At 72.1% G+C, this 25,224-nt stretch carries 24 protein-coding genes; 17 read left to right on the top strand and 7 right to left on the bottom strand.

The annotated features are described in order from the left end of the window. Positions 1-64 precede the first annotated feature (64 nt). From E6R60_RS34790 to E6R60_RS34810, 5 genes are all read left to right on the top strand, one after another. Positions 65-988: an ABC transporter permease gene (locus E6R60_RS34790; protein ID WP_136330724.1), complete on the top strand. Its 924-nt coding sequence runs from the start codon at positions 65-67 to the stop codon at positions 986-988. Continuing rightward, the gene (locus E6R60_RS34795; RefSeq protein ID WP_136330725.1) at positions 981-1,955 is read left to right on the top strand and encodes an ABC transporter permease; all 975 of its coding nucleotides are present in this window, start codon (positions 981-983) and stop codon (positions 1,953-1,955) included. Before E6R60_RS34790 ends, E6R60_RS34795 begins: the two co-directional genes overlap by 8 nt. A gap of 13 nt (positions 1,956-1,968) precedes the next feature. Then, positions 1,969-2,946: an ABC transporter ATP-binding protein gene (locus tag E6R60_RS34800; RefSeq protein ID WP_136330726.1), complete on the top strand. Its 978-nt coding sequence runs from the start codon at positions 1,969-1,971 to the stop codon at positions 2,944-2,946. After that, on the top strand, positions 2,936-4,231 hold the full coding sequence (locus E6R60_RS34805; RefSeq protein ID WP_136330727.1) for a dipeptide ABC transporter ATP-binding protein: 1,296 nt from the start codon (positions 2,936-2,938) through the stop codon (positions 4,229-4,231). Before E6R60_RS34800 ends, E6R60_RS34805 begins: the two co-directional genes overlap by 11 nt. A 220-nt stretch (positions 4,232-4,451) precedes the next feature. Then, a complete protein-coding gene (locus E6R60_RS34810; protein WP_240802803.1) occupies positions 4,452-5,519 on the top strand; it encodes a hypothetical protein in 1,068 nt (355 codons plus the stop codon). 65 nt (positions 5,520-5,584) lie between these two features. On the opposite strand, the gene E6R60_RS34815 is transcribed toward E6R60_RS34810, so the two are convergent. After that, positions 5,585-7,711, bottom strand: coding sequence for a prolyl oligopeptidase family serine peptidase (locus E6R60_RS34815; RefSeq protein ID WP_136330728.1), 2,127 nt, complete (start codon positions 7,709-7,711; stop codon positions 5,585-5,587). Positions 7,712-7,877: 166 nt separating this feature from the next. Here E6R60_RS34815 and E6R60_RS34820 point away from each other — a divergent pair, with 166 nt between their 5' ends. The 8 genes from E6R60_RS34820 to E6R60_RS34860 all read left to right on the top strand — a co-directional run bounded on the left by E6R60_RS34820 (position 7,878) and on the right by E6R60_RS34860 (position 15,699). Continuing rightward, positions 7,878-8,072 (top strand): hypothetical protein, encoded by a 195-nt coding sequence (locus tag E6R60_RS34820; protein ID WP_136330729.1) that lies wholly within the window; start codon positions 7,878-7,880, stop codon positions 8,070-8,072. 81 nt (positions 8,073-8,153) lie between these two features. After that, positions 8,154-9,080 carry an N-acetyl-1-D-myo-inositol-2-amino-2-deoxy-alpha-D-glucopyranoside deacetylase gene (mshB, locus tag E6R60_RS34825; protein ID WP_136330730.1) on the top strand — a complete coding sequence of 309 codons (927 nt, stop codon included), beginning with the start codon at positions 8,154-8,156 and terminating at the stop codon, positions 9,078-9,080. After that, positions 9,077-9,523, top strand: a complete 447-nt coding sequence (locus E6R60_RS34830; protein ID WP_136330731.1) for a DUF6113 family protein — start codon at positions 9,077-9,079, stop codon at positions 9,521-9,523. Before mshB ends, E6R60_RS34830 begins: the two co-directional genes overlap by 4 nt. A 430-nt stretch (positions 9,524-9,953) precedes the next feature. Next, positions 9,954-12,059 (top strand): hypothetical protein, encoded by a 2,106-nt coding sequence (locus E6R60_RS34840; protein WP_136330732.1) that lies wholly within the window; start codon positions 9,954-9,956, stop codon positions 12,057-12,059. 169 nt (positions 12,060-12,228) lie between these two features. Next, positions 12,229-13,167 (top strand): ABC transporter ATP-binding protein, encoded by a 939-nt coding sequence (locus E6R60_RS34845; RefSeq protein ID WP_136330733.1) that lies wholly within the window; start codon positions 12,229-12,231, stop codon positions 13,165-13,167. Then, the gene (locus E6R60_RS34850; RefSeq protein ID WP_136330734.1) at positions 13,161-13,916 is read left to right on the top strand and encodes an ABC transporter permease; all 756 of its coding nucleotides are present in this window, start codon (positions 13,161-13,163) and stop codon (positions 13,914-13,916) included. The genes E6R60_RS34845 and E6R60_RS34850 overlap by 7 nt, the downstream gene beginning before the upstream one ends. Then, positions 13,913-15,091, top strand: coding sequence for a sensor histidine kinase (locus E6R60_RS34855; protein ID WP_136330735.1), 1,179 nt, complete (start codon positions 13,913-13,915; stop codon positions 15,089-15,091). The genes E6R60_RS34850 and E6R60_RS34855 overlap by 4 nt, the downstream gene beginning before the upstream one ends. Further along, positions 15,088-15,699, top strand: coding sequence for a response regulator transcription factor (locus E6R60_RS34860; RefSeq protein ID WP_136330736.1), 612 nt, complete (start codon positions 15,088-15,090; stop codon positions 15,697-15,699). Before E6R60_RS34855 ends, E6R60_RS34860 begins: the two co-directional genes overlap by 4 nt. A gap of 45 nt (positions 15,700-15,744) precedes the next feature. Here E6R60_RS34860 and E6R60_RS34865 read toward each other — a convergent pair whose 3' ends face one another. Both E6R60_RS34865 and E6R60_RS34870 read right to left on the bottom strand, forming a co-directional pair. Next, positions 15,745-16,434 (bottom strand): response regulator transcription factor, encoded by a 690-nt coding sequence (locus E6R60_RS34865; protein ID WP_136330737.1) that lies wholly within the window; start codon positions 16,432-16,434, stop codon positions 15,745-15,747. Beyond that, positions 16,431-17,765, bottom strand: a complete 1,335-nt coding sequence (locus E6R60_RS34870; protein WP_136330738.1) for a sensor histidine kinase — start codon at positions 17,763-17,765, stop codon at positions 16,431-16,433. The genes E6R60_RS34865 and E6R60_RS34870 overlap by 4 nt, the downstream gene beginning before the upstream one ends. A 130-nt stretch (positions 17,766-17,895) precedes the next feature. On the opposite strand from E6R60_RS34870, the gene E6R60_RS34875 reads away from it, so the two are divergent. The 3 genes from E6R60_RS34875 (at position 17,896) to E6R60_RS34885 (ending at position 20,371) form a co-directional block, all read left to right on the top strand. Beyond that, complete coding sequence (locus E6R60_RS34875) at positions 17,896-18,804, top strand: ATP-binding cassette domain-containing protein (protein ID WP_136330739.1); 909 nt, start codon at positions 17,896-17,898, stop codon at positions 18,802-18,804. Beyond that, on the top strand, positions 18,801-19,658 hold the full coding sequence (locus E6R60_RS34880; RefSeq protein ID WP_136330740.1) for an ABC transporter permease subunit: 858 nt from the start codon (positions 18,801-18,803) through the stop codon (positions 19,656-19,658). The genes E6R60_RS34875 and E6R60_RS34880 overlap by 4 nt, the downstream gene beginning before the upstream one ends. A gap of 83 nt (positions 19,659-19,741) precedes the next feature. Beyond that, positions 19,742-20,371: a class I SAM-dependent methyltransferase gene (locus E6R60_RS34885; protein WP_136330760.1), complete on the top strand. Its 630-nt coding sequence runs from the start codon at positions 19,742-19,744 to the stop codon at positions 20,369-20,371. Positions 20,372-20,443: 72 nt separating this feature from the next. Here E6R60_RS34885 and E6R60_RS34890 read toward each other — a convergent pair whose 3' ends face one another. Together E6R60_RS34890 and E6R60_RS34895 are read right to left on the bottom strand one after the other, a co-directional pair. Next, on the bottom strand, positions 20,444-21,001 hold the full coding sequence (locus tag E6R60_RS34890) for a TetR family transcriptional regulator (protein ID WP_136330741.1): 558 nt from the start codon (positions 20,999-21,001) through the stop codon (positions 20,444-20,446). A gap of 24 nt (positions 21,002-21,025) precedes the next feature. After that, positions 21,026-21,604 (bottom strand): sugar O-acetyltransferase, encoded by a 579-nt coding sequence (locus E6R60_RS34895; protein ID WP_136330742.1) that lies wholly within the window; start codon positions 21,602-21,604, stop codon positions 21,026-21,028. A 130-nt stretch (positions 21,605-21,734) separates the two neighbouring features. Here E6R60_RS34895 and E6R60_RS34900 point away from each other — a divergent pair, with 130 nt between their 5' ends. Beyond that, the gene (locus E6R60_RS34900; RefSeq protein ID WP_136330743.1) at positions 21,735-22,952 is read left to right on the top strand and encodes an MFS transporter; all 1,218 of its coding nucleotides are present in this window, start codon (positions 21,735-21,737) and stop codon (positions 22,950-22,952) included. Here the strand turns inward: E6R60_RS34900 and thrS are convergent. Next, a complete protein-coding gene (thrS, locus tag E6R60_RS34905) occupies positions 22,942-24,225 on the bottom strand; it encodes a threonine--tRNA ligase (RefSeq protein ID WP_276614108.1) in 1,284 nt (427 codons plus the stop codon). The genes E6R60_RS34900 and thrS overlap by 11 nt on opposite strands. 163 nt (positions 24,226-24,388) lie before the next feature. Further along, positions 24,389-25,108 carry a class F sortase gene (locus E6R60_RS34910; protein WP_136330745.1) on the bottom strand — a complete coding sequence of 240 codons (720 nt, stop codon included), beginning with the start codon at positions 25,106-25,108 and terminating at the stop codon, positions 24,389-24,391. Positions 25,109-25,224: the final 116 nt, after the last annotated feature.

Genomic DNA, 25,224 nt, shown 5'->3' on the forward strand with positions numbered 1-25,224 from the left:
ACCCGGCTTCCCCGTCCCCGGCCCCCGACGACACCTCAGCCACCCGCGACCCCCGGAGCCCTTCATGGGACGTTATGTGATCCGGCGGCTGCTGCAGATGATCCCGGTCTTCTTCGGCACCACGCTGTTGATCTTCCTCATGGTGAACGTGATGGGTGACCCCATCGCGGGTCTCTGCGGCGACCGCCAGTGCGACCCGGCGACCGCCGCCCAGCTCCGCACCGAATTCGGCCTCGACAAGCCGGTCTGGCAGCAATACCTCACGTACATGGGCAATGTCTTCACCGGCGACTTCGGCACCGCGTTCAACGGGCAGAAGGTCACCGAACTGATGGCGACGGCCTTCCCCATCACCATCCGCCTCACCCTCATCGCGATCGTCTTCGAGATCGTCATCGGCATCAGCCTCGGAGTCGTCACCGGTCTGCGCCGCGGCCGCCCCATCGACACCTCCGTGCTGATCCTGACCCTGGTCGTCATCTCCATCCCGACCTTCGTCACCGGTCTGCTCCTGCAGCTCCTGCTCGGTGTGGAGTGGGGCGTCATCAAGCCCTCGGTGTCCAGCGAGGCCCCGCTCAACGAGCTGCTCATCCCCGGACTCGTGGTCGCATCCGTCTCGCTGGCCTACGTCACCCGGCTCACCCGTACCTCGATCGCCGAGAACGCCCGCGCCGACTACGTGCGCACCGCGGTCGCCAAGGGCCTCCCCAGGCGGCGCGTCATCGTCCGCCACCTGCTGCGCAACTCGCTGATCCCCGTCGTCACCTTCATCGGTACGGACGTGGGCGCCCTGATGGGCGGGGCGATCGTCACCGAGCGGATCTTCAACATCCACGGCGTCGGCTACCAGCTCTACCAGGGCATTCTGCGCCAGAACTCCCAGACCGTCGTCGGGTTCGTCACCGTCCTGGTCCTGGTCTTCCTGGCGGCGAACCTGATCGTCGACCTGCTGTACGCCGTACTCGACCCGAGGATCCGCTATGCCTGAGCAGACACCGGACGAGGCCATCTCGTCCGCCGGAGCCGGCGGAACGATGGACCTCGCACTCGACGAGGGCGACACCCTCGAAAAGACTCCCGGCGGCCCCCGGGGGACCGGCCCCGACACCAAACCCCAGAGCCTGTGGTCCGACGCCTGGCGAGACCTGCGCCGCAACCCCGTCTTCATCGTCTCCGCGCTGATCATCCTGTTCCTGGTGATCATCTCGATCTGGCCGCAGCTCATCGCCTCCGGAGACCCGCTCGACTGCGACCTGGACAAGGCGCAGGAAGGCTCCCAGCCCGGCCACCCCTTCGGGTACGACGGCCAGGGCTGCGACGTCTACACCCGGGTCGTGTACGGCGCCCGCAACTCCGTGACCGTCGGCATCTGCTCCACCATCGGCGTCTCCCTGATCGGCAGCGTCCTCGGCGGACTGGCCGGCTTCTTCGGCGGCTGGTGGGACGCGATCCTCTCCCGCCTCACCGACGTCTTCTTCGGCATCCCCGTCGTCCTGGGCGGCCTGGTCTTCCTCTCCGTGGTGACCAGCTCCACCGTCTGGCCGGTCATCGGCTTCATCGTGCTGCTGGGCTGGCCGCAGATCGCCCGCATCGCCCGCGGCTCCGTGATCACCGCCAAACACAACGACTACGTGCAGGCGGCCCGCGCGCTCGGCGCCTCCAACGGGCGGATGATGCTGCGCCACATCGCACCGAACGCCGTCGCACCGGTCATCGTCGTCGCGACGATCGCGCTGGGCACGTACATCTCCCTGGAGGCGACCCTGTCGTTCCTCGGCGTCGGACTGAAGCCGCCGGCCGTCTCCTGGGGCATCGACATCTCGGCCGCCTCCCAGTACATCCGCAACGCCCCGCACATGCTCCTCTGGCCCGCCGGCGCGCTGGCGGTCACCGTGCTCGCGTTCATCATGCTCGGCGACGCGGTGCGCGACGCCCTCGATCCCAAGCTGCGCTGAGGAGTCCGCTGCCATGTTGCTCGAAGTGCGCGATCTGCACGTGGAGTTCCACACCCGGGACGGGGTCGCCAAGGCCGTCAACGGGGTCAACTACTCGGTGGCCGAGGGCGAGACGCTCGCGGTGCTCGGCGAGTCCGGCTCCGGCAAGTCGGTCACCGCGCAGGCGATCATGGGCATCCTCGACATGCCGCCCGGCAAGATCAGCAGTGGCGAGATCCTCTTCAAGGACCGCGACCTCCTGAAACTCAAGAAGGAGGAGCGCCGGAAGATCCGCGGCCAGGAGATGGCCATGATCTTCCAGGACGCGCTCTCCTCGCTCAACCCCGTGCTGACCGTGGGGGAGCAGCTCGGCGAGATGTTCGTCGTGCACCGCGGGCTCTCCCGCAAGGACGCGAAGGCCAAAGCCGTCGAGCTGATGGACCGGGTCCGCATCCCGGCCGCGAAGGAGCGGGTCGGCAACTACCCGCACCAGTTCTCCGGCGGCATGCGCCAGCGCATCATGATCGCGATGGCGCTGGCCCTGGAACCCTCGCTGATCATCGCGGACGAACCCACCACCGCCCTCGACGTCACCGTCCAGGCCCAGGTGATGGACCTGCTCGCCGAGCTCCAGCGCGAGCTCAACATGGGTCTGATCCTGATCACCCACGACCTGGGCGTGGTCGCCGACGTCGCCGACAAGATCGCCGTGATGTACGCCGGCCGCATCGTCGAGACCTCGCCCGTCCACGACATCTACAGGGCGCCCGCGCACCCGTACACCAAGGGCCTGCTCCGCTCCATCCCGCGCCTGGACCAGAAGGGCCAGGAGCTCTACGCGATCAGGGGCCTGCCGCCCAACCTGTTGCACATCCCGCCCGGCTGCGCCTTCAACCCGCGCTGCCCGAAGGCCCAGGACGTCTGCCGCACCGACGTGCCGCCGCTCTACGACGTGGCCGAGCACCGACAGAGCGCCTGCCACTTCTGGAAGGAGACGCTCGATGAACGCTGACCACGCGGGGCGCAAGGAAGCGCGCGAAGAGGGCGAGGTGGCCCGGGCGCTCCTGTCCAAGTCACGGCAGGGGAGCGCGTACGCGGGAAACGAACCGATCCTGGAGGTGCGCGACCTCGTCAAGCACTACCCGCTCACCCAGGGCATCCTGATCAAGAAGCAGATCGGCGCCGTGAAGGCGGTCGACGGGGTCTCCTTCGACCTGGCGGCCGGCGAGACCCTCGGCATCGTGGGGGAGTCCGGCTGCGGGAAGTCGACCGTCGCACGGATGCTGGTGCACCTGGAGCGGCCGACGGCCGGTGTGATCCGGTACAAGGGCGAGGACGTCACCCAGCTGTCCGGCCGTGCGCTGAAGGCCGTGCGCCGCAACATCCAGATGGTGTTCCAGGACCCGTACACCTCGCTGAACCCCCGCATGACGGTCGGCGACATCATCGGGGAGCCGTACGAGATCCACCCCGAGGTGGCTCCGAAGGGCGACCGGCGGCGCAAGGTCCAGGACCTGCTGGACGTCGTGGGCCTCAACCCGGAGTACATCAACCGCTATCCGCACCAGTTCTCCGGCGGTCAGCGCCAGCGCATCGGCATCGCCCGCGGCCTCGCGCTCAACCCGGAGATCATCGTCGCCGACGAACCCGTCTCGGCCCTCGACGTCTCCGTCCAGGCGCAGGTCGTCAACCTGCTGGACCGGCTCCAGGCGGAGTTCAACCTCAGCTACGTGTTCATCGCGCACGACCTCTCCATCGTCCGGCACATCTCCGACCGCGTCGGCGTGATGTACCTCGGCCGGTTCATCGAGATCGGCACGGACGAGGAGATCTACGACCACCCCACGCACCCGTACACGCAGGCGCTGCTGTCCGCCGTGCCGGTGCCGGACCCGATGGCGCGCGAGTACCGCGAGCGGATCATCCTGCACGGCGACGTGCCCTCGCCCGCCCACCCGCCCTCCGGCTGCCGCTTCCGCACGCGCTGCTGGAAGGCGCAGGAGCGGTGCGAGCTGGAGGTGCCGCTGCTGGCGGTCCCCGCCTCCTTCCGGCTCACGGAGACCCCGGCCAGGCACGATTCGGCCTGTCACTTCGCGGAGGAGAAGCGGGTGGTGCCCCCGGAGGGGACGCTGGAGCAGGTGGGCGAGGGCGGCGGGGGCGGCGCCGGGGCCGGCCCGGAGGTGGAGACGGTGGACCGGGAGGCGCGGAAGCCGCCGCAGTCCGGTGCGCGGCCGGAGGCGTTGCCGGGTGCGGGCGACGACCCGCCGCCGCCCTCCGGCAGCAGCCGGGTCAGCTGAGCCGGCGGTCCGTTAACGCGAGGGCAACTCGGGCGTCTCACGTCCGATATACGGACCCGTCAGCATGGACCGCGTACGGCCGTGCGGGTGCCGTGGACCGGCCGGAAGGACGTCATGTCCCTCCGGCCGGTCGCCCGGGCGGGCCGCGCCGACGGCCCTCTTGTCGGGAGGACGGGCGCGGTGGAGTATCGCTGAGGTGATACTCACCCGTGGAGCAAGAGTGACCGGCGCCGCTCTCTGCGCGGTGCTCGCCCTGATCCTCGCGAGCTGGCTCGTACGGGACATCAGGGCCGTGGACGCCGACGAGCTGTGGCGCCACTGGGCCGGTTTCCCCGACGCGCGCCCCGAGGCGATTCCCGCGACCTCGCCCCTGGATGTCGCCCTGCTGCTGGTGTACGCCGTCGCCACCGTCGCCGCGCTGCGCTCCTCGGTCGCCACGACCGCCCTCGTCGCCACCGGAGTGATCACCCTCGCCGTCCGGCTGCCGGGGCTCTGGAACATCGGCAGCCGCCGGATGGAGACGCTGTTCTCCGACGATCTGCGCTCACGGGCGCTGATCTGCGCGTTCGTCGCCCTCGCCGCGGGTATCGCGCTGCTCATCACCGCCGGGGCGGGCCGCCGTCCGCCGGCCGGCTCCTACGAGCGGCTGCCCACCCGGCCGGGGCCGGGGGCCTCCGTGGCCGCGTTCCTGATGCTGGGTGCGGCCGGAGCGGTGCTGATCGCCTGGGAGATCCGCCAGATGGCGCGGTACCCCGAGATCTATCCCGCGTGGTACGTGGGCGGTGACGACCGGGTCCCGCACGGGGTGATCGACCCGCCGCCCGGGTGGGCCACCGCGGCGCTGGCGCTGCTCTGTCTGGTCGCGGGGGTGAGCGCCCTCTTCCACGCCGTGTACGCGCGGCCGTTCGGGCTGACGGCCGCCGCGCTGCTGCTGCCGGGCGGGGTGCTGGGCCTGGTCCGGACCGTGCACTACGACCTGCTCGACCACTTCGGCTCGCTCTCGACCGAGACTCAACTCACGGTTCTGAGCTGGCTCTTCGAGGGGTTCGCCGCGCTGGTGGTGCTGATCGCGCTGGCTCCGAGGGGCCTTCCCGACGTCCCCGACCCGTACGGCCCCGGGCAGGGGCCGTACGGGTCGCAGGCATCCGGGCCGGTGGGCGCCCACCCCTACCCCTCCGGGCCGTACGGCCCGGGGCAGCAGCCGCCGGCCCCGGGGTACGGATACCCGCAGGGCGGCGGCGGGTTCGGGCCGCCCCCGCCACCCTCGCAGCCGCCGCCGGGCTGGTAGCCCTAGGGTCTTTCGTTTGGGTCAGGCCGGACCCCGCGAGGCCGGCGTGATCCAAACGAAAGGCCCTACATGCCGAGTGACCGCTTCAGGAAGTCCACCTGGAGCAGCAGGAGGTTCTCGGCCACCTTCTCCTGCGGGGTCATGTGCGTCACCCCGCTCAGGGGCAGCACCTCGTGCGGGCGGCCCGCCGCGAGCAGCGCTGACGACAGCCGCAGGGTGTGCGCCACCACCACGTTGTCGTCCGCGAGCCCGTGGATGATCATCATCGGCCGGACCTGCTCGGCGGCGTGCGAGAGCCCCTCGTCGGTGAGCAGCGAGTTGGCCGCGTAGACCTCGGGCTGCTTGGCCGGGTCGCCGAGGTAGCGCTCCGTGTAGTGGGTGTCGTACAGCCGCTGGTCGGTCACGGGGGCGCCCACGACCGCCGCGTGGAAGACGTCGGGCCGGCGCAGGACCGCCATGCCGGCCAGGAAGCCGCCGAACGACCAGCCCCGGATGCCCACCCGGCCCAGGTCCAGCGGGAACCGCTCCGCGAGCGCGTGCAACGCCTCGACCTGGTCGTCGAGGGTGAGGGCGAGATCGTGCTTGACCGCCTTCTCCCAGCCGGGCGAGCGGCCGGGGGTGCCGCGGCCGTCCGCGACGATCACGGCGAATCCCTGGTCCGCGAACCACTGCGAGGTGAGGTGGGGATTGTGGGCGGCGAGGACCCGGCGGCCGTGCGGTCCGCCGTACGGATCCATCAGGACGGGAAGCGGACCATCCGATTCCTTGTATCCGGTGGGGAGCATCACGGCGCACGGAATCCGCCGTGCGCCCCCTTCGGTGAGCTGCGGCCGGGCGGACAGGACCGGCTGCTCCGCGTGACTGGCGACGGTGGCGATCTGCTTGCCGTCCCGGAACACCCGGACCGTCGCTCCGGGCGTGTCCAGCGCGGTGGACACCATGACGGTCACCCCGCCCGACCGGACCGCCGTGTGGACGCCCGCGCCCTCCGACACCCGCTCGACGCCCAGCTCGTTGACCCGGTACACATGGCTCTCGCCGATCTCCGGCTCGGCGGCCCGCTCGCCGGCCGTCGCCGTGACGAGCAGGTCGGACTCCCCGATGTCCAGCACGGTCTGGATCTGCAACTGCGCCCCGGTCAGCGGCCGGTCGCCGACCGCGAGCACCCGGGCCCCGCCCTCGTCCGCGATCCGCACCAGCCGTCCGTCCGGCGCCCACGCGGGCACCCCGGGGAACAGCTCCAGCCACACCGGGTCCTCGTCCGCGTGCACCGTCCGGGTCGCCCCGGTCTCCGGGTCCACGGCCAGGTAGAGCTGACCCTGCTGGTCGCGGGCCTGCACCAGCAGCAGCGGCGCCCCGTCCGACGACCAGTGCACCCGCGCCAGATACGGGAACCGGGTCCGGTCCCAGACCACTTCGGTACGTTCCCCGGCCAGTCCTACGACGAAGAGCCGCACGTCGGCGTTGGGCGTCCCGGCCGCCGGGTAGGCGACCTCGGCGGGCTTGCGGTCCGGATGCGCGGGATCGGCGATCCACCACCGCCGCACGGGGCTGTCGTCGACGCGGGCCACCAGCAGCCGCTCCGAGTCCGGAGACCACCAGAAGCCGCGCGAGCGCTGCATCTCCTCGGCCGCGATGAACTCCGCGAGGCCGTACGAGACATCCGCGTCCTCCGGCTCCGCGAGCGCTCGGTCCTCCTCGCCGCCGGCGCCCACGACGCGCAGCGCACCCCTGGACACATAGGCGATGTGCCGCCCGTCGGGGGAGGGGCGCGGGTCGATCGCCGGGCCCGGCACGGGCAGGGCGCGCGTCGTTCCGGCCCGCAGCTCGGCGACGTACACCTTCCCGGAGAGAGCGAACGCCGCCAACTCGGCCGCCGCGTCCACCGCGTAGCCCACGATCCCCGACGACCCCTCGCGGCTCCGCTCGCGGCGGGCCCGCTCCTGGGGCGAGAGCCTTTCCGCCGAACCCCCCAGCAGCAGCGCCGGATCGGCCACGACCCGTTCCCGCGGGGCCGCGCCGTCGCTCAGGTCCAGCACCCAGAGCCGGCCGGAACGGTCGGTGCCCGACCCGGAGCGCACGAACACGACCCGTTCACCGTCGGGTGAAACCGTGAACGCGCGCGGTGCACCGAGGGTGAAGCGCATGGTCCGGGCCAACTGCAGCGGAAAGGTGATCTCTGACGAAGTCATATGCCGAACCTATCGGCCGGCCCCACCGCCCGTGCGCCCCTCGTGCTGCCGTGCCCCGATCAATGCATTGCCACGGATAGTTATGATCCGTAGCGCTCGGTGGGTATGAACCTGCTGGCTCCATGCGTGCTGCCCGTCCCGACCGTACAGATGGAGGTGAACCGCCGTGGCGCTCTCGATTTCGGCGGTGGTGCTGCTGGCGATCGTCGTCTTCCTGCTGATCCGGAAATCCGGACTGAAGGGCGGACACGCGGTCGTCTGCATGCTGCTCGGTTTCTATCTCGCCAGCTCGTCCATGGCGCCCACCATCTCCGAGCTGACCACGAACGTGGCCGGCATGATCGGGGGCATCAAGTTCTGACGCCCGCGGCCGTCGCCCCGGAGGGGGCCGGGGGTGTGGCCGCCGTCGGTCTCAGGCGCCGGCGGCTCGTAGGGTGGTCCCATGACGGACTTCCCCGCCCGGCGTCTGCTCCTGGTGCACGCGCACCCCGACGACGAGTCGATCAACAACGGCGCCACCATGGCCAGGTACGCGGCCGACGGCGCCCTGGTCACGCTGGTGACCTGCACCCTCGGCGAGGAGGGTGAGATCATTCCGCCCGAACTCGCTCATCTCGCCTCGGACCGGGACGATTCCCTGGGTCCGTGGCGACTGGGCGAACTCGCGGCCGCCATGAAGGAGCTGGGGGTCACCGACCACCGCCTCCTCGGCGGCCCGGGCAGGTACCGCGACTCCGGAATGATGGGCACCGAGCAGAACCGGCGCCCCGGGGCCTTCTGGTCCGCCGACCTCGACGAGGCCGCCGGACACCTCGTGGAGGTGATCCGCGAGGTGCGCCCCCAGGTCCTGGTGACGTACGACCCCGACGGGGGCTACGGGCACCCCGACCACATCCAGGCGCACCGGGTCGCGACCCGCGCCGTCGAACTGGCGGCCGACCCCGCGTACCGCCCCGGCTCCGGCCCCGCGCACACGATCGCCAAGGTCTACTGGAACCGGGTGCCGCGTCCGGTCGTCGAGGAGGGCTTCGCCCGGCTGCGGGCGACCGCCCCCGACGCGTTCCCGGGCATCGCCGCGATCGACGACGTGCCGGGTGTGGTGGACGAGTCCCTGATCACCACCGAGATCGACGGCGCCGGACACGGCGAGGCGAAGGCCGCGGCGATGCGGGCCCACGCCACCCAGATCGCGCTCGACGGCTCCTTCTTCGCCCTGTCGAACAACTTGGGCCAGCCCGTCCTCACCACCGAGTACTACCAGTTGGTGAGCGGCGCGCCCGGCGCCACCGGGGGAACCCGGGAACACGACCTGTTCGCGGGCGTCGCGGGCGATACGGGTGTCGCGGGCGTCACGGAGGCGGACCGGTGAGCGGGGACAGGCCGCGGGCCGCGCGGACCAACGCACCTCCGAGGGACATTCCGGCCACCGGCCCGGCCGCGCCCCTCAACCCCCGCCGGATCGCCTCGCTGCTGGGTCTGGCGGTCCTCGGCGCGCTCGTCGGCATCGCCGGAACGCTCGTCCAATCCGCCTGGTTCCCCGGCGGATTGCTGCTGGCCCTGCTCGCGTCCGCAGGCCTCTTCCTCGGCGGGCGGGTCCTCATGGGCGCGCAGTCCGGGGTCCTGGCGCCCGCGGCCGGGTGGCTGATTTCGGTCATTGTTCTGCTGGGCGGGAGACCCGAGGGGGACTACGTCTTCGGGGACGAACTGGGCCTCGCGCTCTTCCTGCTGGGCGGCATGGTCATCGCTGTGATCTGTGCCACCATGTCGCGGGCGGCCCAACTGGGGGCCGACAGCGGCCGACCTGGCAAGTAATGTGCCACGTCCGATCCCGTAATGCCCCCTGTCCGTCCGGGGGGTGCGCAGCCGTTTCCCCCGGTCGCGGGGTGTGTGTCGGTCGCGGCCAGTAAAGTGGTTCGCGTGTCGAGCCGTCCCCTGGCCTGCGGCGCGGGGGAAGTACGGGCGGCGGAGCCAATCGGGAGAACCTGCTTTGAGTCGTGAAACTGACAGTTCGTCCTCCGGGCCCCAGGGCCGCGGGGGAGCCGCGTACCCCTCGGGTACGCCGCCGTACGGATCCCGCCAGTATCCGTCGCTGCATCCTTCGCAGGACGCCCCGGAGGAGTCCCCGGAGCCTGCGGATCCGCCTCAGCCCGACGAGCCGAGGACCGAGACGACGCTGACGACGCGTATCCGGATCAACATTCCGGGCTCGCGCCCCATCCCGCCGGTGGTCATGCGTACGCCCATGAGCGACGTCGACGCCGGCGGCGAGCGCACCGGCTCCGTCCCGCGCCCGGCCGCCTCCGCGGCCGACGGCGCGCGGGCGGACGCCACCGCGCCGGGACCCGAGTCCCGGGAGACCGCGGCCGCGGCGGAGCCCGCTGCCGAGAAGCCGGCCAGGGAGAAGAGCGGCAGCGACTGGTTCGCGCCGCGCAAGCCCCCGGCCGCGGCCCCGGCGGGCACGAGCCCTTCGTCGGACGCCCCGTCGGGCGACGGCACGGACGGAGCGGGCTTCCGGGCCGGCGGTCCGGGCGGCACGAACGGCGCCGGGTTCGCGGCGAGTGGCCCCGGCGGCACGCATGGCTCCGGCTTCGCGGCCGGTGGCCCCGGCGGCACGGACGGGGCCGGCTTCCGGGCCGGCGGCCCGGACGGCCCGCACGGCGCCGGGCTCAGGGGCGAGGGCCCCGCCGACACGAACGGCTCCGGCTTCACGGCCGGTGGCCCCGGCAGCCGGCCGGACGGACCGGGCTCCGGCCCGGCGACCCCGCCCGCCGGTGTTCCCCGGGCCGATCTGCCCTACTTCTCCGACGGTTCGCAGCGCGCCGACGACCCGGACTTCTCCGACGGACCGCGGCGCGGCGACGACCAGGGCTTCTTCGACGGGCCTCAGCGCGCCGACGACCGGGGCGCGCCCGGGCCCGACGGTTTCGGCGGCGACGGCCCCGGCGGGCCCCGCTCCACGCCGAACCTCGGTGTCCGCACGCCGGGTCCCTCCGGCCCCACGACGGGACCGGCCACCGGCAGCTCGGCGCTCACCCCGGACCTCGACGGCCGGGCGCCCTTCGGTCCCGGACCCGGCGGACCCTCGGGTCCCGGGAGTGCCGGCGGGGTGCCGCCGCGCATGTCGGACGACACCGCCGTGCTCACCCCGCAGTTCGGGCCGGGCCCCTCCGGCCCGGGGGGCAACGTCTCGGGGGACACGCTGACCAGCGGCATCCCCGTCGTGCCCCCGGAGCACCGCTCGGGTGGACCGTCGCCGTTCCCCGGCACCGATTCCGGACCGCGCACGCCGGACGGCCCGATGGGCACCGGACCGGCCGGCCCGGGCGGGTTCGCCGCTCAGGCGCCCAAGCCCGCCGCCCGCACCACCCCGCAGTCCGCGGCGGCGAGCGCCCCGGCGAAGAAGGGCCGCTCCAAGCTGGTCATGCTCGGTGTGGCCGCTGTCTGCCTGCTCGGGCTCGCCTACGGCGCCGGCTTGCTGATGAACCACTCCGACGTGCCCAAGGGCACCACCGTCCTGGGCGTCGACATCGGCGGCGGTACCCGGGACGACGCCGTCGAGAAGCTGGACGCGGCCCTCGGCAAGCGGTCCAAGGCCCCGCTCCAGCTGACCGTGGACGGCAAGAAGACGCAGCTCAGCCCCGACAGGGCCGGGCTCTCCCTGGACAGCCAGGCGACCGTGCGCGCCGCGGCGGGCAGCGACTACAACCCCGTCTCCGTCATCGGCTCCCTCTTCGGCAACGAGCGCACCGTCGACCCGGTGATCCCGGTCGACGAGGAGAAGCTCGGTGTCGCGCTGAAGGACCTGGCGGGCGCCTCCGGAACGTCCGGCGACGGCACGATCAAGTTCCTGCCGGGCAAGGCTGTCGCCGTCCCGGGCAGGACCGGCAAGGCGCTCGACGTCAACCAGTCGATGGTCTCGGTCCGCGACGCGTACCGCGCCCAGGTCGAGACGGGCAGGGCCAACACCGTCCAGCTGCCCGTCACCACCCGCGAGCCCACCATCAGCCAGGCCGAACTGGACCGGGCGATGAAGGAGTTCGCGGAGCCCGCGATGTCCGGGCTGATCGTCATCAAGGCGGGCTCGAAGCAGATCCCGTTCGGCCCGGCCAAATCGCTGCCGAAGATCCTCTCGATGGTTCCGGTCGACGGCAAACTCGTCGACCACTACGACAAGAAGGCCATCGAGGAGCTCTGCGGAGGGGTCTTCGACGGCATCATGGTCACCAAGGGCGACGGTACGAAGCACCAGGTCGGCCCGGACGACGTGGCGTTCGCCATGCGGGGCGCGCTGCTCGGCAAGACGCCGGCCGAGCGGACCGTCACGATCGACCTCGGCGGCAACGGCTGACGCCGTCGTCCGTCCGCCCCACCGCCCCCGTCCGGACTTCCGGCCGGGGGCGGTGGCGTATGCCGCTCCGCAGGCCGCCGCCGTCACACGTACGGCATGACATCTGTCATCCCGGATTCACGACCCGTGACCCTGCCGGGCGCACCCCCTGCTGAGCCAGCCTGGACGCATGACAACGACAGCCCCCGAGACCGCCGCGGTGAAGACCGCCGTAGTCAGCTTCGAACAGGTCAGCAAGGCCTACGGAGACGTACGCGCCGTCGACGGGCTCACCCTCCACCTGCACCCGGGTGAGACCGTGGCGCTCCTCGGCCCCAACGGCGCCGGCAAGTCCTCCACCCTCGACCTCCTCCTCGGTCTGCGCACCGCCGACTCCGGTACGGTCCGCCTCTTCGGTACGACCCCGCAGGCGGCCATCGCCGCCGGCCGCGTCGGCGCCATGCTGCAGTCCGGCGGCCTCATGGAGGACGTCACGGTCGGCGAACTGGTCGGGCTCGTGTGCGCTCTGCACCCCAAGCCCTACCCGGTGAGCGACGTGCTGGCCCGGGCCGGCGTCGCCCCGATCGCCGACCGCATGGTCAACAAGCTCTCCGGCGGCCAGGAACAGCGCGTACGGTTCGCGCTCGCCACCGCCGGGGCCAACGACCTGATCGTGCTGGACGAGCCGACCACCGGCATGGACGTCACCGCCCGCCAGGCCTTCTGGGCCACCATGCGCGAGCAGGCCGACCAGGGCCGCACGGTGCTGTTCGCCACCCACTACCTCGAAGAGGCCGACGCGATCGCCGACCGCGTCCTGGTCCTGCACAAGGGCCGGATCCTCGCCGACGGCACCGCCGCCGAGATCAAGGCGAGGGCCGGAGCCCGCCGGATCTCCTTCGAGCTCGAGGGCGCGATCGACGAAGGGGCCCTGCGCGCGCTGCCGTTCCTCTCCACCCTCGACGTCACCGGCCACCGCGTCCGCATCCAGTCGCACAACGCCGACGCGACCATGCACGCCGTCTACGGGCTGGGCCTCTACCCGCGCGAGCTCGAAGTCGCCGGACTCGGCCTGGAGCAGGCCTTCGTCGCCATCACCGAGGCCGAGGAGGCCAGGACCGCATGCTGAATCTCTTCTCGTGGGCCCTCATCAGGCTCGAAGTGACCCGCACCCTGCGGAACAAGAAGTTCATGTTCTTCTCGATCATCTACCCGTCGGTGATCTACCTGCTGATCTCCGGCACCCAGAACACCACCGACAAGGTGCCGCACACCGATCTGACCCTGCAGTCCTTCTTCATGGTCTCCATGGCCTCCTTCGGCGCGCTGACCGCCGTCCTGATGGGCAACAGCGAACGCATCGCCAAGGAGCGCGAGAAGGGCTGGGTCCGCCAGCTCAGGCTGACCGCACTCCCCAGCCGCGGCTACGTCCTCGCGAAGATCGCCAGCGCGGCCATGGTCACCCTGCCGTGCATCGTCGTCGTCTTCCTCGTCGCGGCCTCCGCCAAGCACGTACGGTTCGACGCCTGGCAGTGGTTCGCCCTCACCGGTGTCATCTGGGCGGGCTCGCTCGTGTTCGCCGCGCTCGGAGTCGCCATCGGCTACCTCGCCAGCGGTGACGCGGTCCGCCCGATCAGCATGATCATCTACTTCGTCCTCTCGATCCTCGGCGGGCTGTGGATGCCGAGCGCGACCTTCCCGCAGTGGATCCAGAACATCTCCGAGTGGCTGCCCACACACGCGTACGCTGCCCTCGGCCAGGCCGTCGAAATGGGCGGCGCACCCCACGCCAAGGACGTCGCCATCCTCTGCGCCTACTTCCTGCTGTTCACGGGCGGCGCGGCCTGGCTCTACCGGAAGGACACCCTGAAAGCGTGAACGAGGACGAGATGCCCGTGGGCATAGGGCGGCCCCCGGCCACGGCGAGACAGGCCGGCGTCAAGCTCCTGTGGATCGGTATCTGGCTCGCCTTCATGAGCGCGCCGGTCAAGGACCTCGCCGACGGCAACCACACCCCCTGGGCCACCGCCCTCGGTGCGTCCGGGCTGCTGGTCTTCGTCGCCGGTTACCTCGTCCTGGTCTTCCGCCACACCTCGCGGGCACTGGACCCCTTTTCGGTCCGCGCCGCCCTCGCCTTCCTCGGCGCGCTGGCCGTCCTGCTCGCCCTGACGTTCGGCACGCCCTGGCTCGTCCTCTTCGTGTATGTGTCCGTCTCCGTGGGCGCCACCCTGCCGATGCGGACCGCCCGTTGGCTCATCCCCGCCGTCACCGCCGTCCTGGTGGCCATCGGCCTGACCGGCGACCATCCGCGCGAAGTCATCACGGCCCTGCTCTTCCCCGCGCTCCTCGGCGGCTTCGCGATGTCCGGCGTACGGCAGATGATCCGCACCACGATCCAGCTCCGTGAGGCCCGCGCCACCGTCGCCCAGCTCGCCGCCAACGAGGAAAGGCTCCGCCTCGCCCGGGACCTGCACGACCTGCTCGGCCACTCCCTCTCCCTGATCACCCTCAAGAGCGAACTCGCGGGACGGATGCTCCCCGCTCACCCGGAACAGGCGGCGGAGCAGGTCGCCGACATCGAACGGGTCAGCCGTCAGGCCCTCGTGGACGTACGCAGCGCCGTCACCGGCTACCGCAGGCCGACCCTCCCCGGCGAACTGGCCGGGGCCAGGACCGCCCTCGCCGCCGCCGGGATCGCCGCCGACGTCCCGGCCGAGGCCCCGGAGGATCTCCCCGAGAAGGCGGAGGAGGTGCTCGCCTGGGCCCTTCGGGAAGCCGTCACCAACGTCGTGCGCCACAGCGGCGCCGGCCGCTGCACGGTCACCCTCGCCCCCCGCCAGACACTCGGCGGACGCGTCCTCGAACTCACCGTCGCCGACGACGGCCGCGGCACCGCCGGAACGACGAGGGGCAACGGCCTGACGGGCATGGCCGAACGTCTCGCCACGGTCGACGGCACGCTCACCACCCGGCCCACCGAAGCCCGTTCGGGCAAAGGCTTCACCGCCGTCCTCAGCGTTCCGCTCGGAACCGGCCTAGGATCCCGGGAATGAGCATGATCAGACTCCTCCTCGCCGAGGACCAGTCCATGGTGCGTGAGGCCCTCGCGGCCCTCATCGGCCTGGAACCCGACATCGAGGTGGTCGCGCAGGTCGCCCGCGGCGACGAGGTGCTGGCCGCGGCCCGGGAACACGGCATCGACGTGGCCCTCCTCGACATCGAGATGCCCGGCATGACGGGCATCGAGGCGACCGCCGAACTGCGCCGCGCCCTCCCCGACGTCAAGGTCGTCGTCGTCACCACGTTCGGCCGCCCCGGATATCTGCGCCGCGCGATGGAGTCGGGGGCGGACGCCTTCCTGGTGAAGGACGCGCCCGCGTCCCAACTCGCCGAAGCCGTACGCAAGGTGCTCGCCGGTGAACGCGTCATCGACCCCACCCTCGCGGCAGCGGCCCTGGCCGACGGCGCCAGTCCGCTGACCGCGCGCGAGCGCGACGTGCTGCGCACGGCCGCCGACGGCTCGACCAACGCGGAGATCGCGGCCGCGCTCCACCTGTCCCAGGGCACGGTCCGCAACTACCTCTCCACGGCGATCCAGAAGATGGCGGCCCGCAACCGCGCGGAGGCGGTCCGGATGGCCCGCGAGAAGGGCTGGTTGTAGAACCTCTCCCTCGACGCCCCTTCCCCACCGGTCACCGGCGACCAGTCACCGTGTCGCCGTCACCAGCCCCGCCTCGTACGCGATGATGACGAGCTGCACCCGGTCCCGGGCGTTGAGCTTGGCGAGCAGCCGGGTCAGGTACGTCTTGGCCGTGGCGACGCTGATGAACAGCCGCTCGGCGATCTCCGCATTGGACAGCCCGCTGCCGACCAGCACCAGGACTTCGCGCTCCCGGTCGGTGATCGCGGTGAGCGGGCGCTGCGGGACCGGTGAGCTCGGCCGGTCAGCGAACTCCTTGATCAGCCGCCGGGTCACGCCCGGTGCGAGCAGGGCGTCGCCCGCCGCCACCACCCGGACCGCCGCCAGGATGTCCTCCAACGCCATGTCCTTGACCAGGAAGCCGGCCGCCCCGGCGCGCAGCGCGCCGTACACGTAGTCGTCGTCATCGAACGTGGTCAGGACCACCACATGGGCGGTGGTCGGGCCCGCCGCGATCCGTTCGGTGGCCTCGATGCCGTTGAGACCCGGCATCCGGATGTCCATCACCACCACATCGGGGACCAGTTCGGCGGTCAGGCGGACCGCCTCGTCGCCCGTCCCCGCCTCGCCGACGACCTCGATGTCACTGGTCTCGGCCATGACCATGCGCAGCGCGGTGCGCACCAGCGGCTGGTCGTCGGCGAGCAGGACGCGGACGCGGACCGGGGGCGGGGGGCCGGGTGTCTCCTCGCTCATGGCGTGCTCCTCGTAGCGGTGTCGGCACCTGCGGGGGCCCCGGCTTCTCCGGCTCCTGCGGTGGCCCGGGCCTCTCCGGCCGTTGCGGGAGTTCCGGCCTCCTCGGCCGTTGCGGCTGTCCCGGCCGCCGGGGACGGTATCGGCAGCCGCGCCGTCACCCGGAAGCCGCCCTCCGGACGCGGGGCGGCTTCGAACCGGCCGTGCAGCAGGGCGACGCGCTCCCGCATTCCGAGGAGGCCGAAGCCCGGTTCCGTGGTGTGGCCCGCGCCCCGGCCGCGGTCGGCGACCTCGATGGTGAGCTCCTCGGAGCCGTACACGACGGACACCTGGCAGGCACTGGTCGTGGCATGGCGGACCACGTTGGTCACCGACTCCTGGATGATGCGGAACGCCGACAGGTCGATGTCCGGCGGCAGCGGCCTCCGTTCACCCTCCCAGCGCACCTCGACCCTGACACCTGCCGCGGTCGTCGCCCGCGCCAGCCGCTCCACGTCGGCGAGGCCCTCCGCGGGCCGCAACGGCGACGCCTCCCGCCCGGCTCCCTCGTGTCCGGGGTCCTCCCGCAGCGCGCCGAGCATCCGGCGCAGCCCCGACAACGTCTCGCGGCCCGCTGTCTCCACCGCGCTCATCGCCTCGCGCGCGGCGTCCGGCCGGGTGTGCACCACCCGGGCCGCCGCTCCTGCCTGGAGGGCGATGATGCCCATGCTGTGCGCGACCATGTCGTGCATCTCCCGTGCGATCCGCAACCGCTCCTGGACCACCGCCTGTTGGGCCGTGCGCGCGGCCAGACGCTCGTCATGCCGGCGGGCCTCGTACGCCGAGCCGCCCACCAGCCAGGCGACGACTGCGGTCAGGGCGACGACCAACTCCGCCGACGTGCCGACGTCCCACCCGGCCAGCAGACGGACGGCCAAGAAGCCGGCGAGGGTGCCCAGCGCCATCAGGAGGGCGGCGAAACCGGTCCGGCGCGAACGGGCGGCGGTGATGAAGTACAGCGCCAAGTCGGCGGCCAGGAACTGGGCGAGCGGAATCTCTCCGACACTCAGAGGCATGGTGGCGAGCGCGGCGGCGCCGAGCACCAGCGCCAGGCCCTTCAGCGGACGCCGCTCCAGCAGCACGCATCCGCCCGCGGCCAAGGCCGTGGCGAGGAGGTGGGTGAGCAGACCGTCCCACCGGTAGAAGACGACCCCGGCCCGGACGGACGGCGCGTACTCGCCGGGCAGCCGCACCCGCACGAGGAAGGTGAGCAGCATCCCCGCGTACCAGGCCGCCCCCACCCACCAGCCCGGCGGGATGAGTTTGAGTCGGGGCAGCGAGGGCGTTGGGGACATGCGCCGATCGTAGCCAGAGCCTGGCGGACGGGCATCGGACCACAGTTGTACACCCTGGGTCGACACCTGCCCCGGCCGATGTCACCGCTGGTCCGAAGACGCGCGCAGGCGCCGGCGGCACAGTGGTGGAGTGATCGAAGTCAACGGACTGACCAAGCGATACGGCGACGCGACCGCCGTCAAGGACCTCACCTTCACCGTACGACCGGGAGAGGTCACCGGTTTCCTCGGGCCCAACGGGGCCGGCAAGACCACCACCCTGCGGATGCTGCTGGGTCTGGTCGAGCCGACCGCCGGAACGGCCACTCTGCGGGGCCGGTCGTTCCGCGACCACCCGCGCGGACTGCGGCACGTCGGCGCCCTCCTCGACGCGGGCGACGTCCACGGCGGCCGCACCGCCCGTGCCCATCTCGCGATGCTGGCCCGCAGCAACAGCATTCCGGGCGCCCGCGTGGACCAGGTGCTCCAGGACGTGGGCCTCGCGGGAGCGGCCCGTCGGCGCATCGGCGGCTTCTCCCTCGGGATGCGTCAGCGCCTCGGCATAGCCACCGCGCTGCTCGGCGACCCGCCGGTGCTGCTCTTCGACGAACCGCTCAACGGCCTCGACCCGGAAGGCGTCCTGTGGGTGCGCGGGCTGTTCCGCAGGCTCGCCGCCGAGGGGCGCACCGTGTTCGTCTCCAGCCACCTGATGACCGAGATGGAGCACACCGCCGACCGGCTCGTCGTCATCGGCCGCGGTCAGCTCATCGCGGCCGAGAGCCTGACGGCGTTCGCCGCCAGGAGTACCCGCCTGAGCGTGACCGTACGCACTCCCGACACCGCGGTTCTCGCCCCGCTGCTCACCGCCGAGGGCGCCGAGGTGGTCCCGGACGGCGACCTGCTCACGGTCACCGGGCTCGCCGCACCGCGCATCGGTGAACTTGCCCTGTACCACCGCGTCCCGCTCCACGAACTCACGACGCTCGGCGCCTCGCTGGAGGAGGCGTTCATGGAACTCACCGCGGACAGCGTCGAATACCTCGCAGGAGAAGCCCGATGACCACGACCACGGCCGCCGCCGCACCCGCCGCACGCACGACGGACGACGAACCCCGCGCCCGCTTCGGCGACCTGCTGGCCGCCGAGTGGATCAAGACGTGGTCACTGCGCTCCACCCCCTGGATGTACGCGATCACCGCGCTGGCCGTCATCGCGTTCAACGCGGGCACCGCCTATGACCACTACAAATACTGGTACCAGTACGACGCGAGAGGCCGCGAGGACTTCGTCGCCAACGGCTCGCCGCTCATGGACGCGTTCACGGGGAACGCCGCCATGGTGCTGGTCCTGGCTGTTGCCGCGATCGGCGCCGTATCGATCACCGGCGAGTACAGCACCGGCCTCATACGCACCACGTTCACCGCAGTCCCAGCCCGCCGCTCGGTGACAGCCGCCAAGGCCCTCGTCCTCACCGCGGTCACGACCGTCTTCGGCGCACTCGTGGCCCTGGCCTCGTTCGCCTCGACGCAGGCGATCCTCTCCGGCCGGGACGCCTCGGTCACCCTTGCCCACCCCGGGGCCCTGCGCGTCGTCGTGGCCTCCGCGCTGCTCGCGCCGGTGGCCGCCCTCGCCGGCCTGGCGATCGGCGCGGTGATCCGTCACACCGGAGGCTCCATCATCGGATGCGTGGTGGTGCTGCTCCTGCTCCCGGTGGTCCTCAGCGACCGCCGCCACCTGACGGCGGTGCTCCAGCACACGCTGCCCTTCAGCGCATGGGAGCGCCTGTCGGTCACCGATCTCCACGCGACGGTCCTCTACCCGTGGACGGTCTCCGGAGCCTGGACGGTCTACGCCGTCTGGGCGCTGCTGGCGGGGGCGGTCGCGGTGACCGCGGTGCACCGCCGGGACCAGTGAGCCCTTCCTGGATCGTGCGGAATCGGCCGGTGCCCGGGCTCTCAGGCCGGCGCCCTGCCCTAAGGTCGGGCGGCGTGACCCACATTCCCACGCTGCCCGCGACACGCGCCTACTACGACACCGTCGCCGAGGACTATGCGGAACGCGTGCGACTCCCCTTCGCGCAGGACGTGCTCGGGCGCGCCATGCTGGGCGCCTTCGCCGAGGAGGTACGGGCCGACGGCGGACTCCCGGTGGCCGACCTCGGCTGCGGACCGGGGCATGTGACCGCCCATCTGGCCGGGCTCGGCCTCTCCGTTTCCGGGGTGGACCTGTCGCCCCGCATGGTGGACATCGCCCGCCGCAGCCACCCGGGTCTGCGGTTCGAGGTCGGGTCGATGGACGCGCTCGGACTCCCTGCGGGCCGGCTCGGCGGCATCGTCGCCTGGTGGTCGGTCCTCCACACCCCGCCGGACCTGTTGCCGCTGCTCTTCGCCGAGTTCAGGCGCGTCCTGGCCCCCGGCGGCCGGCTGCTGCTCGGGTTCCACGCGGGGGACGGGCGGCCCTATACCGGCGAGAAGCGTGACAACGGGGTGGCGTACGCCATCCACCTGCTCGACCCCGACCGGGTCGGGGCGCAGTTGGAGGCGGCCGGGTTCACCGTCACCGCGCGCCTGACGGCCGAGGGGGAGAAATGGCCCCAGGCATGTGTGCTGGGCCGGACCGCCGCGTGAGCGGGCGCGTCGGCGTGTGACCTGGCCGGCACCTTGGTCAGGTGGGGTGCCGGCCAGGGGTCTGGGGGCGCGTCAGGCGTCCGCGTCGCGGGCCCGGGTGATGCGGGCGATCGCCTCGACCGTCAGCGCCCGGTCGTGGGGCTCCGTCTCCAGGGCGCGATGGATGGACAGGCCCTCGATCAGCGCGTCGAGCTGACGAGCCGTCGCCGGGTCGAAGTGCCACTCCAGAGCGACGCGGCTGCGCCGCATCCACTCCCGGGTCAGCTCGCGGTAGGCGGGCTTGCGGGCGGCCAGGGTGTACAGCTCGTGGGTGAGGACGAGTTCGCGCTGGTTGCCGCCGGACAGGTGGTGGACCAGATCGGCGACCGCCTCCCGGGCCTCGTCCGGCGTGGTGGCGGCGCCGAGACGCTCCTCGAAGACGGCGACGATGCCGCTGGAGAAGCGGATGAACGCCTCCCGCAGCAGCTCGTCCATGCCGCCGAAGTGGTATGTCATCGAGCCGAGCGGCACACCGGCCCGGGCGGCGACCTTGCGGTGCGAGGTCCCGGCGACCCCCTCCTCCGCGATCAGGTCGAGCGCGGCGGCGATGATGCGCTCCCGCCGCTCGGGGTCGTTCTGTCCGGTCGCCACGCTGCTTCTTTCTGCCGAGAGGTGCTAGATCGAGCGGATCACCCGGGCCGGGTTGCCGACGGCGACCACGTTGGCGGGGACGTCCTTGGTGACGACGGCTCCCGCGCCGATGACGCTGTTGTCCCCGATGGTCACCCCGGCCAGCACGATCGCGCCGCCGCCCAGCCAGACATTGTCGCCGATCGTGATCGGCCTCGCCGCCTCCAGCTTGTCCCGGCGCGGCTCCGGCTCCACCGGGTGGGTGGGTGTGAGCAGCTGGACGTTGGGCCCGATCTGGCAGTCGCGGCCGATGGTGATCGGGGCGACGTCGAGAGCGGTGAGGTTGTAGTTGATGAACGTGTCCTCGCCGACCGTGATGTACGTGCCGTAGTCCACGTACAGCGGCGGCCGGATGTGCGCGCCGGCCCCGAGAGCGCCCAGCAGCTCGGCGACGACGGGCTGTGCGGCGTCCGGGTCCTCGGTGTACGCCGCCGAGTACCGGGCGGCGAGGCGCACGGCGCGCCGCTGGGCCTCCACGATCGCGGGGTCGTCGGCGATGTAGAGGTCTCCGGCGAGCATCCGCTCATGGTTCGTGCGCGGGTCTCCCGCGAAGTGGTCCGTCATGAGTACGATCGTACACTCCAAGGCGTACGATCGTACTCTCCTTGGCGTTGCTGGTGTTGCCGTCGTTGCCGGCGCCGCTGCCGTTCCCTCGCCCCCTCATCTCCGACCAGACTGCTGAGGCCCCGCTGCCATGGACGCCCCTACACGCCGCTGGCGTGCCGCACTGTTTCTCTTCATGCTCGCCGCCGGCACCGGCATGGCCTCCTGGGTGGCCCGCACCCCGGCCGTCAGGGACGCTCTCGACGTGTCCACGGGCGCGATGGGACTGGTGCTGTTCGGGCTGTCCACCGGTTCGATGGCCGGGGTCACGTTCTCCGGTCCGCTCGTACGCCGCTACGGCGGCCGGGCGACGATCGGCGTCGGTGCGGCGCTGGTCGTGGCGGGTCTCCTGGTCGTCGCCGCGGGCACCGGCCTGGCGCAGGCGGTCGGGGTCTTCGGGGGACTGGCCCTGCTGGGCGGTGGGATGGGGCTGGCCGAGGTCGCGTTCAACATCGAGGGCGCGGTCATCGAGAGCGTCATCGGGCGGCCCGTCCTGCCGGTGCTGCACGGCTGCTGCTTCAGCCTGGGGACCGTCGTCGGAGCGCTGCTGGGCATGGCGCTGACCGCCGCCGCGTTCCCCGTCGGCCTGCACCTGACGGCCGTTGCCGCCCTCATCGCCGCTGCCGCCGTGCGTGCCGTGCGGGCCATCCCGCACGGCACGGGCAAGGAGACCGGGTCGGGCGGCTCCTCCCGGCAGGGTGGTGGCGGTCTGCGCGGCCAGTTGCGCGTGTTCCGGGACCGACGGCTCGTCCTCATCGGGGTGATCGTGCTGGCCATGGCCTTCGCGGAAGGGGCCGCGAACGACTGGCTGCCGCTGCTCATGGTGGACGGCTACCACGTCAGCGCCACCGCGGGATCGCTGACCTTCCTGGCCTTCGCCTCCTCGATGACGCTCGGGCGGTTCGCCGGCGGTCCCCTCCTTGAACGATTCGGCCGGGTCCGGGTCGTCCGGATCAGTGCCGTGACCGCCGCTCTGGGGCTGGTGGTCGTGATCGTCTCGCCCAGCCCGCTGATGGCGGGCGCCGCCACGGTGCTGTGGGGGCTGGGCGCGTCCCTCGGCTTCCCCGTCGCGCTCTCCGCGGCGGGCGACCACCCGCACGACGCGGCGGCCCGGGTGGGGGCGGTCGCCACCGCTGGCTACGTGGCCTTCCTCGTCGGGCCGCCCGCGCTCGGCCTCCTCGCCGACCACATCGGGCTCCGGCTCACGATGACCGTCGTCCTCGCCCTGCTGATCGTCGCGTCCACGCTGGCCGGGGCGCTCGGCACCGGCCGCGACGCGCGTACCGGGACGGAACCCGTCACGGCATAGGACCGTCCTCGTCCCACAGTGCGGTGCTGTGCGCCGCGACCAGCGCGCCGATCCGCGCCGACGCTTCCTCGGCCGGCAGCGGATCGAGGCGGCGGCCGTCCCGCAGACGGAGCGCCACCCGCTCGTCCGCGGCCTCCGCGGCGCCGATGACCGCCTGGTACGGCACCAGGCGGGCCTCCCGGATCCGGGCGCCCAGGCTGCCGCGCTCACGGCCGCTCACCTCCGCGCGCAGTCCGAGCGCCGCACAACGGGCGACGAGGGCCTCGGCGGCCGGGAGTTCGGCGTCCGAGACGGGCAGGACCACCACCTGGACCGGGGACAGCCAGGCGGGGAACGCGCCGCCGTGCTGCTCGATGAGGTGGGCGACGGCCCGCTCCACGCTGCCGATGATGCTGCGGTGCACCATGACCGGCCGGTGCTTCGCCCCGTCCGCGCCGACGTAGTGCAGGTCGAACTGCCGCGGCTGGTGGAAGTCGACCTGGACGGTCGACAGGGTCGACTCCCGGCCCGCCGCGTCGGCCACCTGGACGTCGATCTTCGGTCCGTAGAACGCCGCCTCGCCCTCGGCCGCCTCGTACGGCAGCCCGGACGCGTCGAGGACCTCGGTCAGCAGTGCGGTGGAGCGCTGCCACATCTCGGGCTCGGCCACGTACTTCCCGCCCGGGCCCGGCAGCGAGAGCCGGAAGCGGGCCGGGCGGACGCCGAGTGCCTCGTACGCCCGGCGGATCATGTCGAGCGCGGCCCGTGCCTCCCCGGCGGCCTGGTCCAGGGTGCAGAAGATGTGGGCGTCGTTGAGCTGGATGGCCCGTACCCGGGTCAGCCCGCCGAGCACTCCGGACAGCTCGGAGCGGTACATGCCGCCCAGCTCGGCCATCCGCAGCGGCAGCTCACGGTAACTGCGCGAGCGGGAACGGTAGATGACCGCGTGGTGCGGGCACAGGCTCGGCCGCAGGACGACCTGCTCGGAGCCCAGCTCCATCGGAGGGAACATGTCGTCGCTGTAGTGCGACCAGTGGCCCGAGATCTCGTACAGCTCCCGTTTGCCCAGCACCGGCGAGTACACGTGCCGGTAGCCCGCCAGCCGCTCGGCGGTGCGGACGTACTCCTCCAGGGCGTGCCGCAGGGCCGCGCCGTCCGGCAGCCAGTAGGGGAGTCCCGCGCCGATCAGCGGGTCGGTGTCGAACAGCTCCAGCTCGCGGCCGAGTCTGCGGTGGTCGTGCATGGTGGTCTCCTCGCGTACGGAAGGTACGGAAGGGCGAGTGACCGCAAGCAGAAGCCCCGGGGCACTCGCCCCGGGGCTTCTTCGGACTGGTCAGCAGTCAGCGCGCCGGGACACTCTCCGGCGTCGTCGTCATCGCAGCGCGCTTCATGAAGGCGACGCTAGCAGCGGCCCGGGGCCCGGTGCGCGGGGTTTTCCCCGAGGTGAGCACGGCGGCTCATCCCTTCCCGGCCGAGTCGAGGTGCGCGAACACGACCACGTTGTCCTCGTAGTCCTTGACCTTCCTGTCGTAGTTGCCGCCGCAGGTGATCAGGCGCAACTGGGCGTCCGGGGTATCGGCGTACACCCGCTTGTCGGGGAACTTCGCCTTGCTGAACGTCTCTACGGTGTCGACCTTGAACGTGGCCACCTTGCCGTCCGCACGCGTGATGTCGACCGTTGCTCCCGGCCGCAGGAACCGCAGCTGGAGGAAGACGGCCGGCCCGGTCTTCGTGTCGACGTGACCCGCCACGATCGACGCACCGCGCTCGCCCGGCGTCACGCCGCCCTGGAACCAGCCGACGAGGTTCTTGTCGTTGGGGGGAGGGGCGTTCAGACGGCCGTCGGCCCCGATGGCCAACGGGGTGAAGGGCGCGTCCACCGCGATGGCCGGGATCTTGAGCCGGATCGGCACGGCTCGGGACAGGGCAGGCGCGGCGACGGGGCTGGGGGAGGCCTGCCGGGGGACGCCGGCGGCCGGTGACGAGGAGGGGGCGGCGGGCGCCGCGGCGACGGGCGGGGCGGGTGGTTTGTCGTCGGCGGCGGGTCCGATGGAGTTGTAGATGAGCAGCGTGCCGAGCCCGGCCACTGCGGCGGGCCAGAGCAGGGCGCGGCCGAGCGTGACGGTGTCGGAGGCAGTCCGGGAGGAGGGGGAACCGGGAGACTGCGGGGCGGCCATGGGAACGTGCCTTTCTTCCGTACGGGGTGTGCGGGGCGGTGCGGTGGGATGAGGGCGCGGCGGGCTCGACCCGGGCGACGCTTCGAGGGGGAAGGGACGCGGAGGGCTCGGGCCGG

The sequence above is a fragment of the Streptomyces sp. A0642 genome, from assembly GCF_004795105.1.
Lineage (GTDB): Bacteria > Actinomycetota > Actinomycetes > Streptomycetales > Streptomycetaceae > Streptomyces.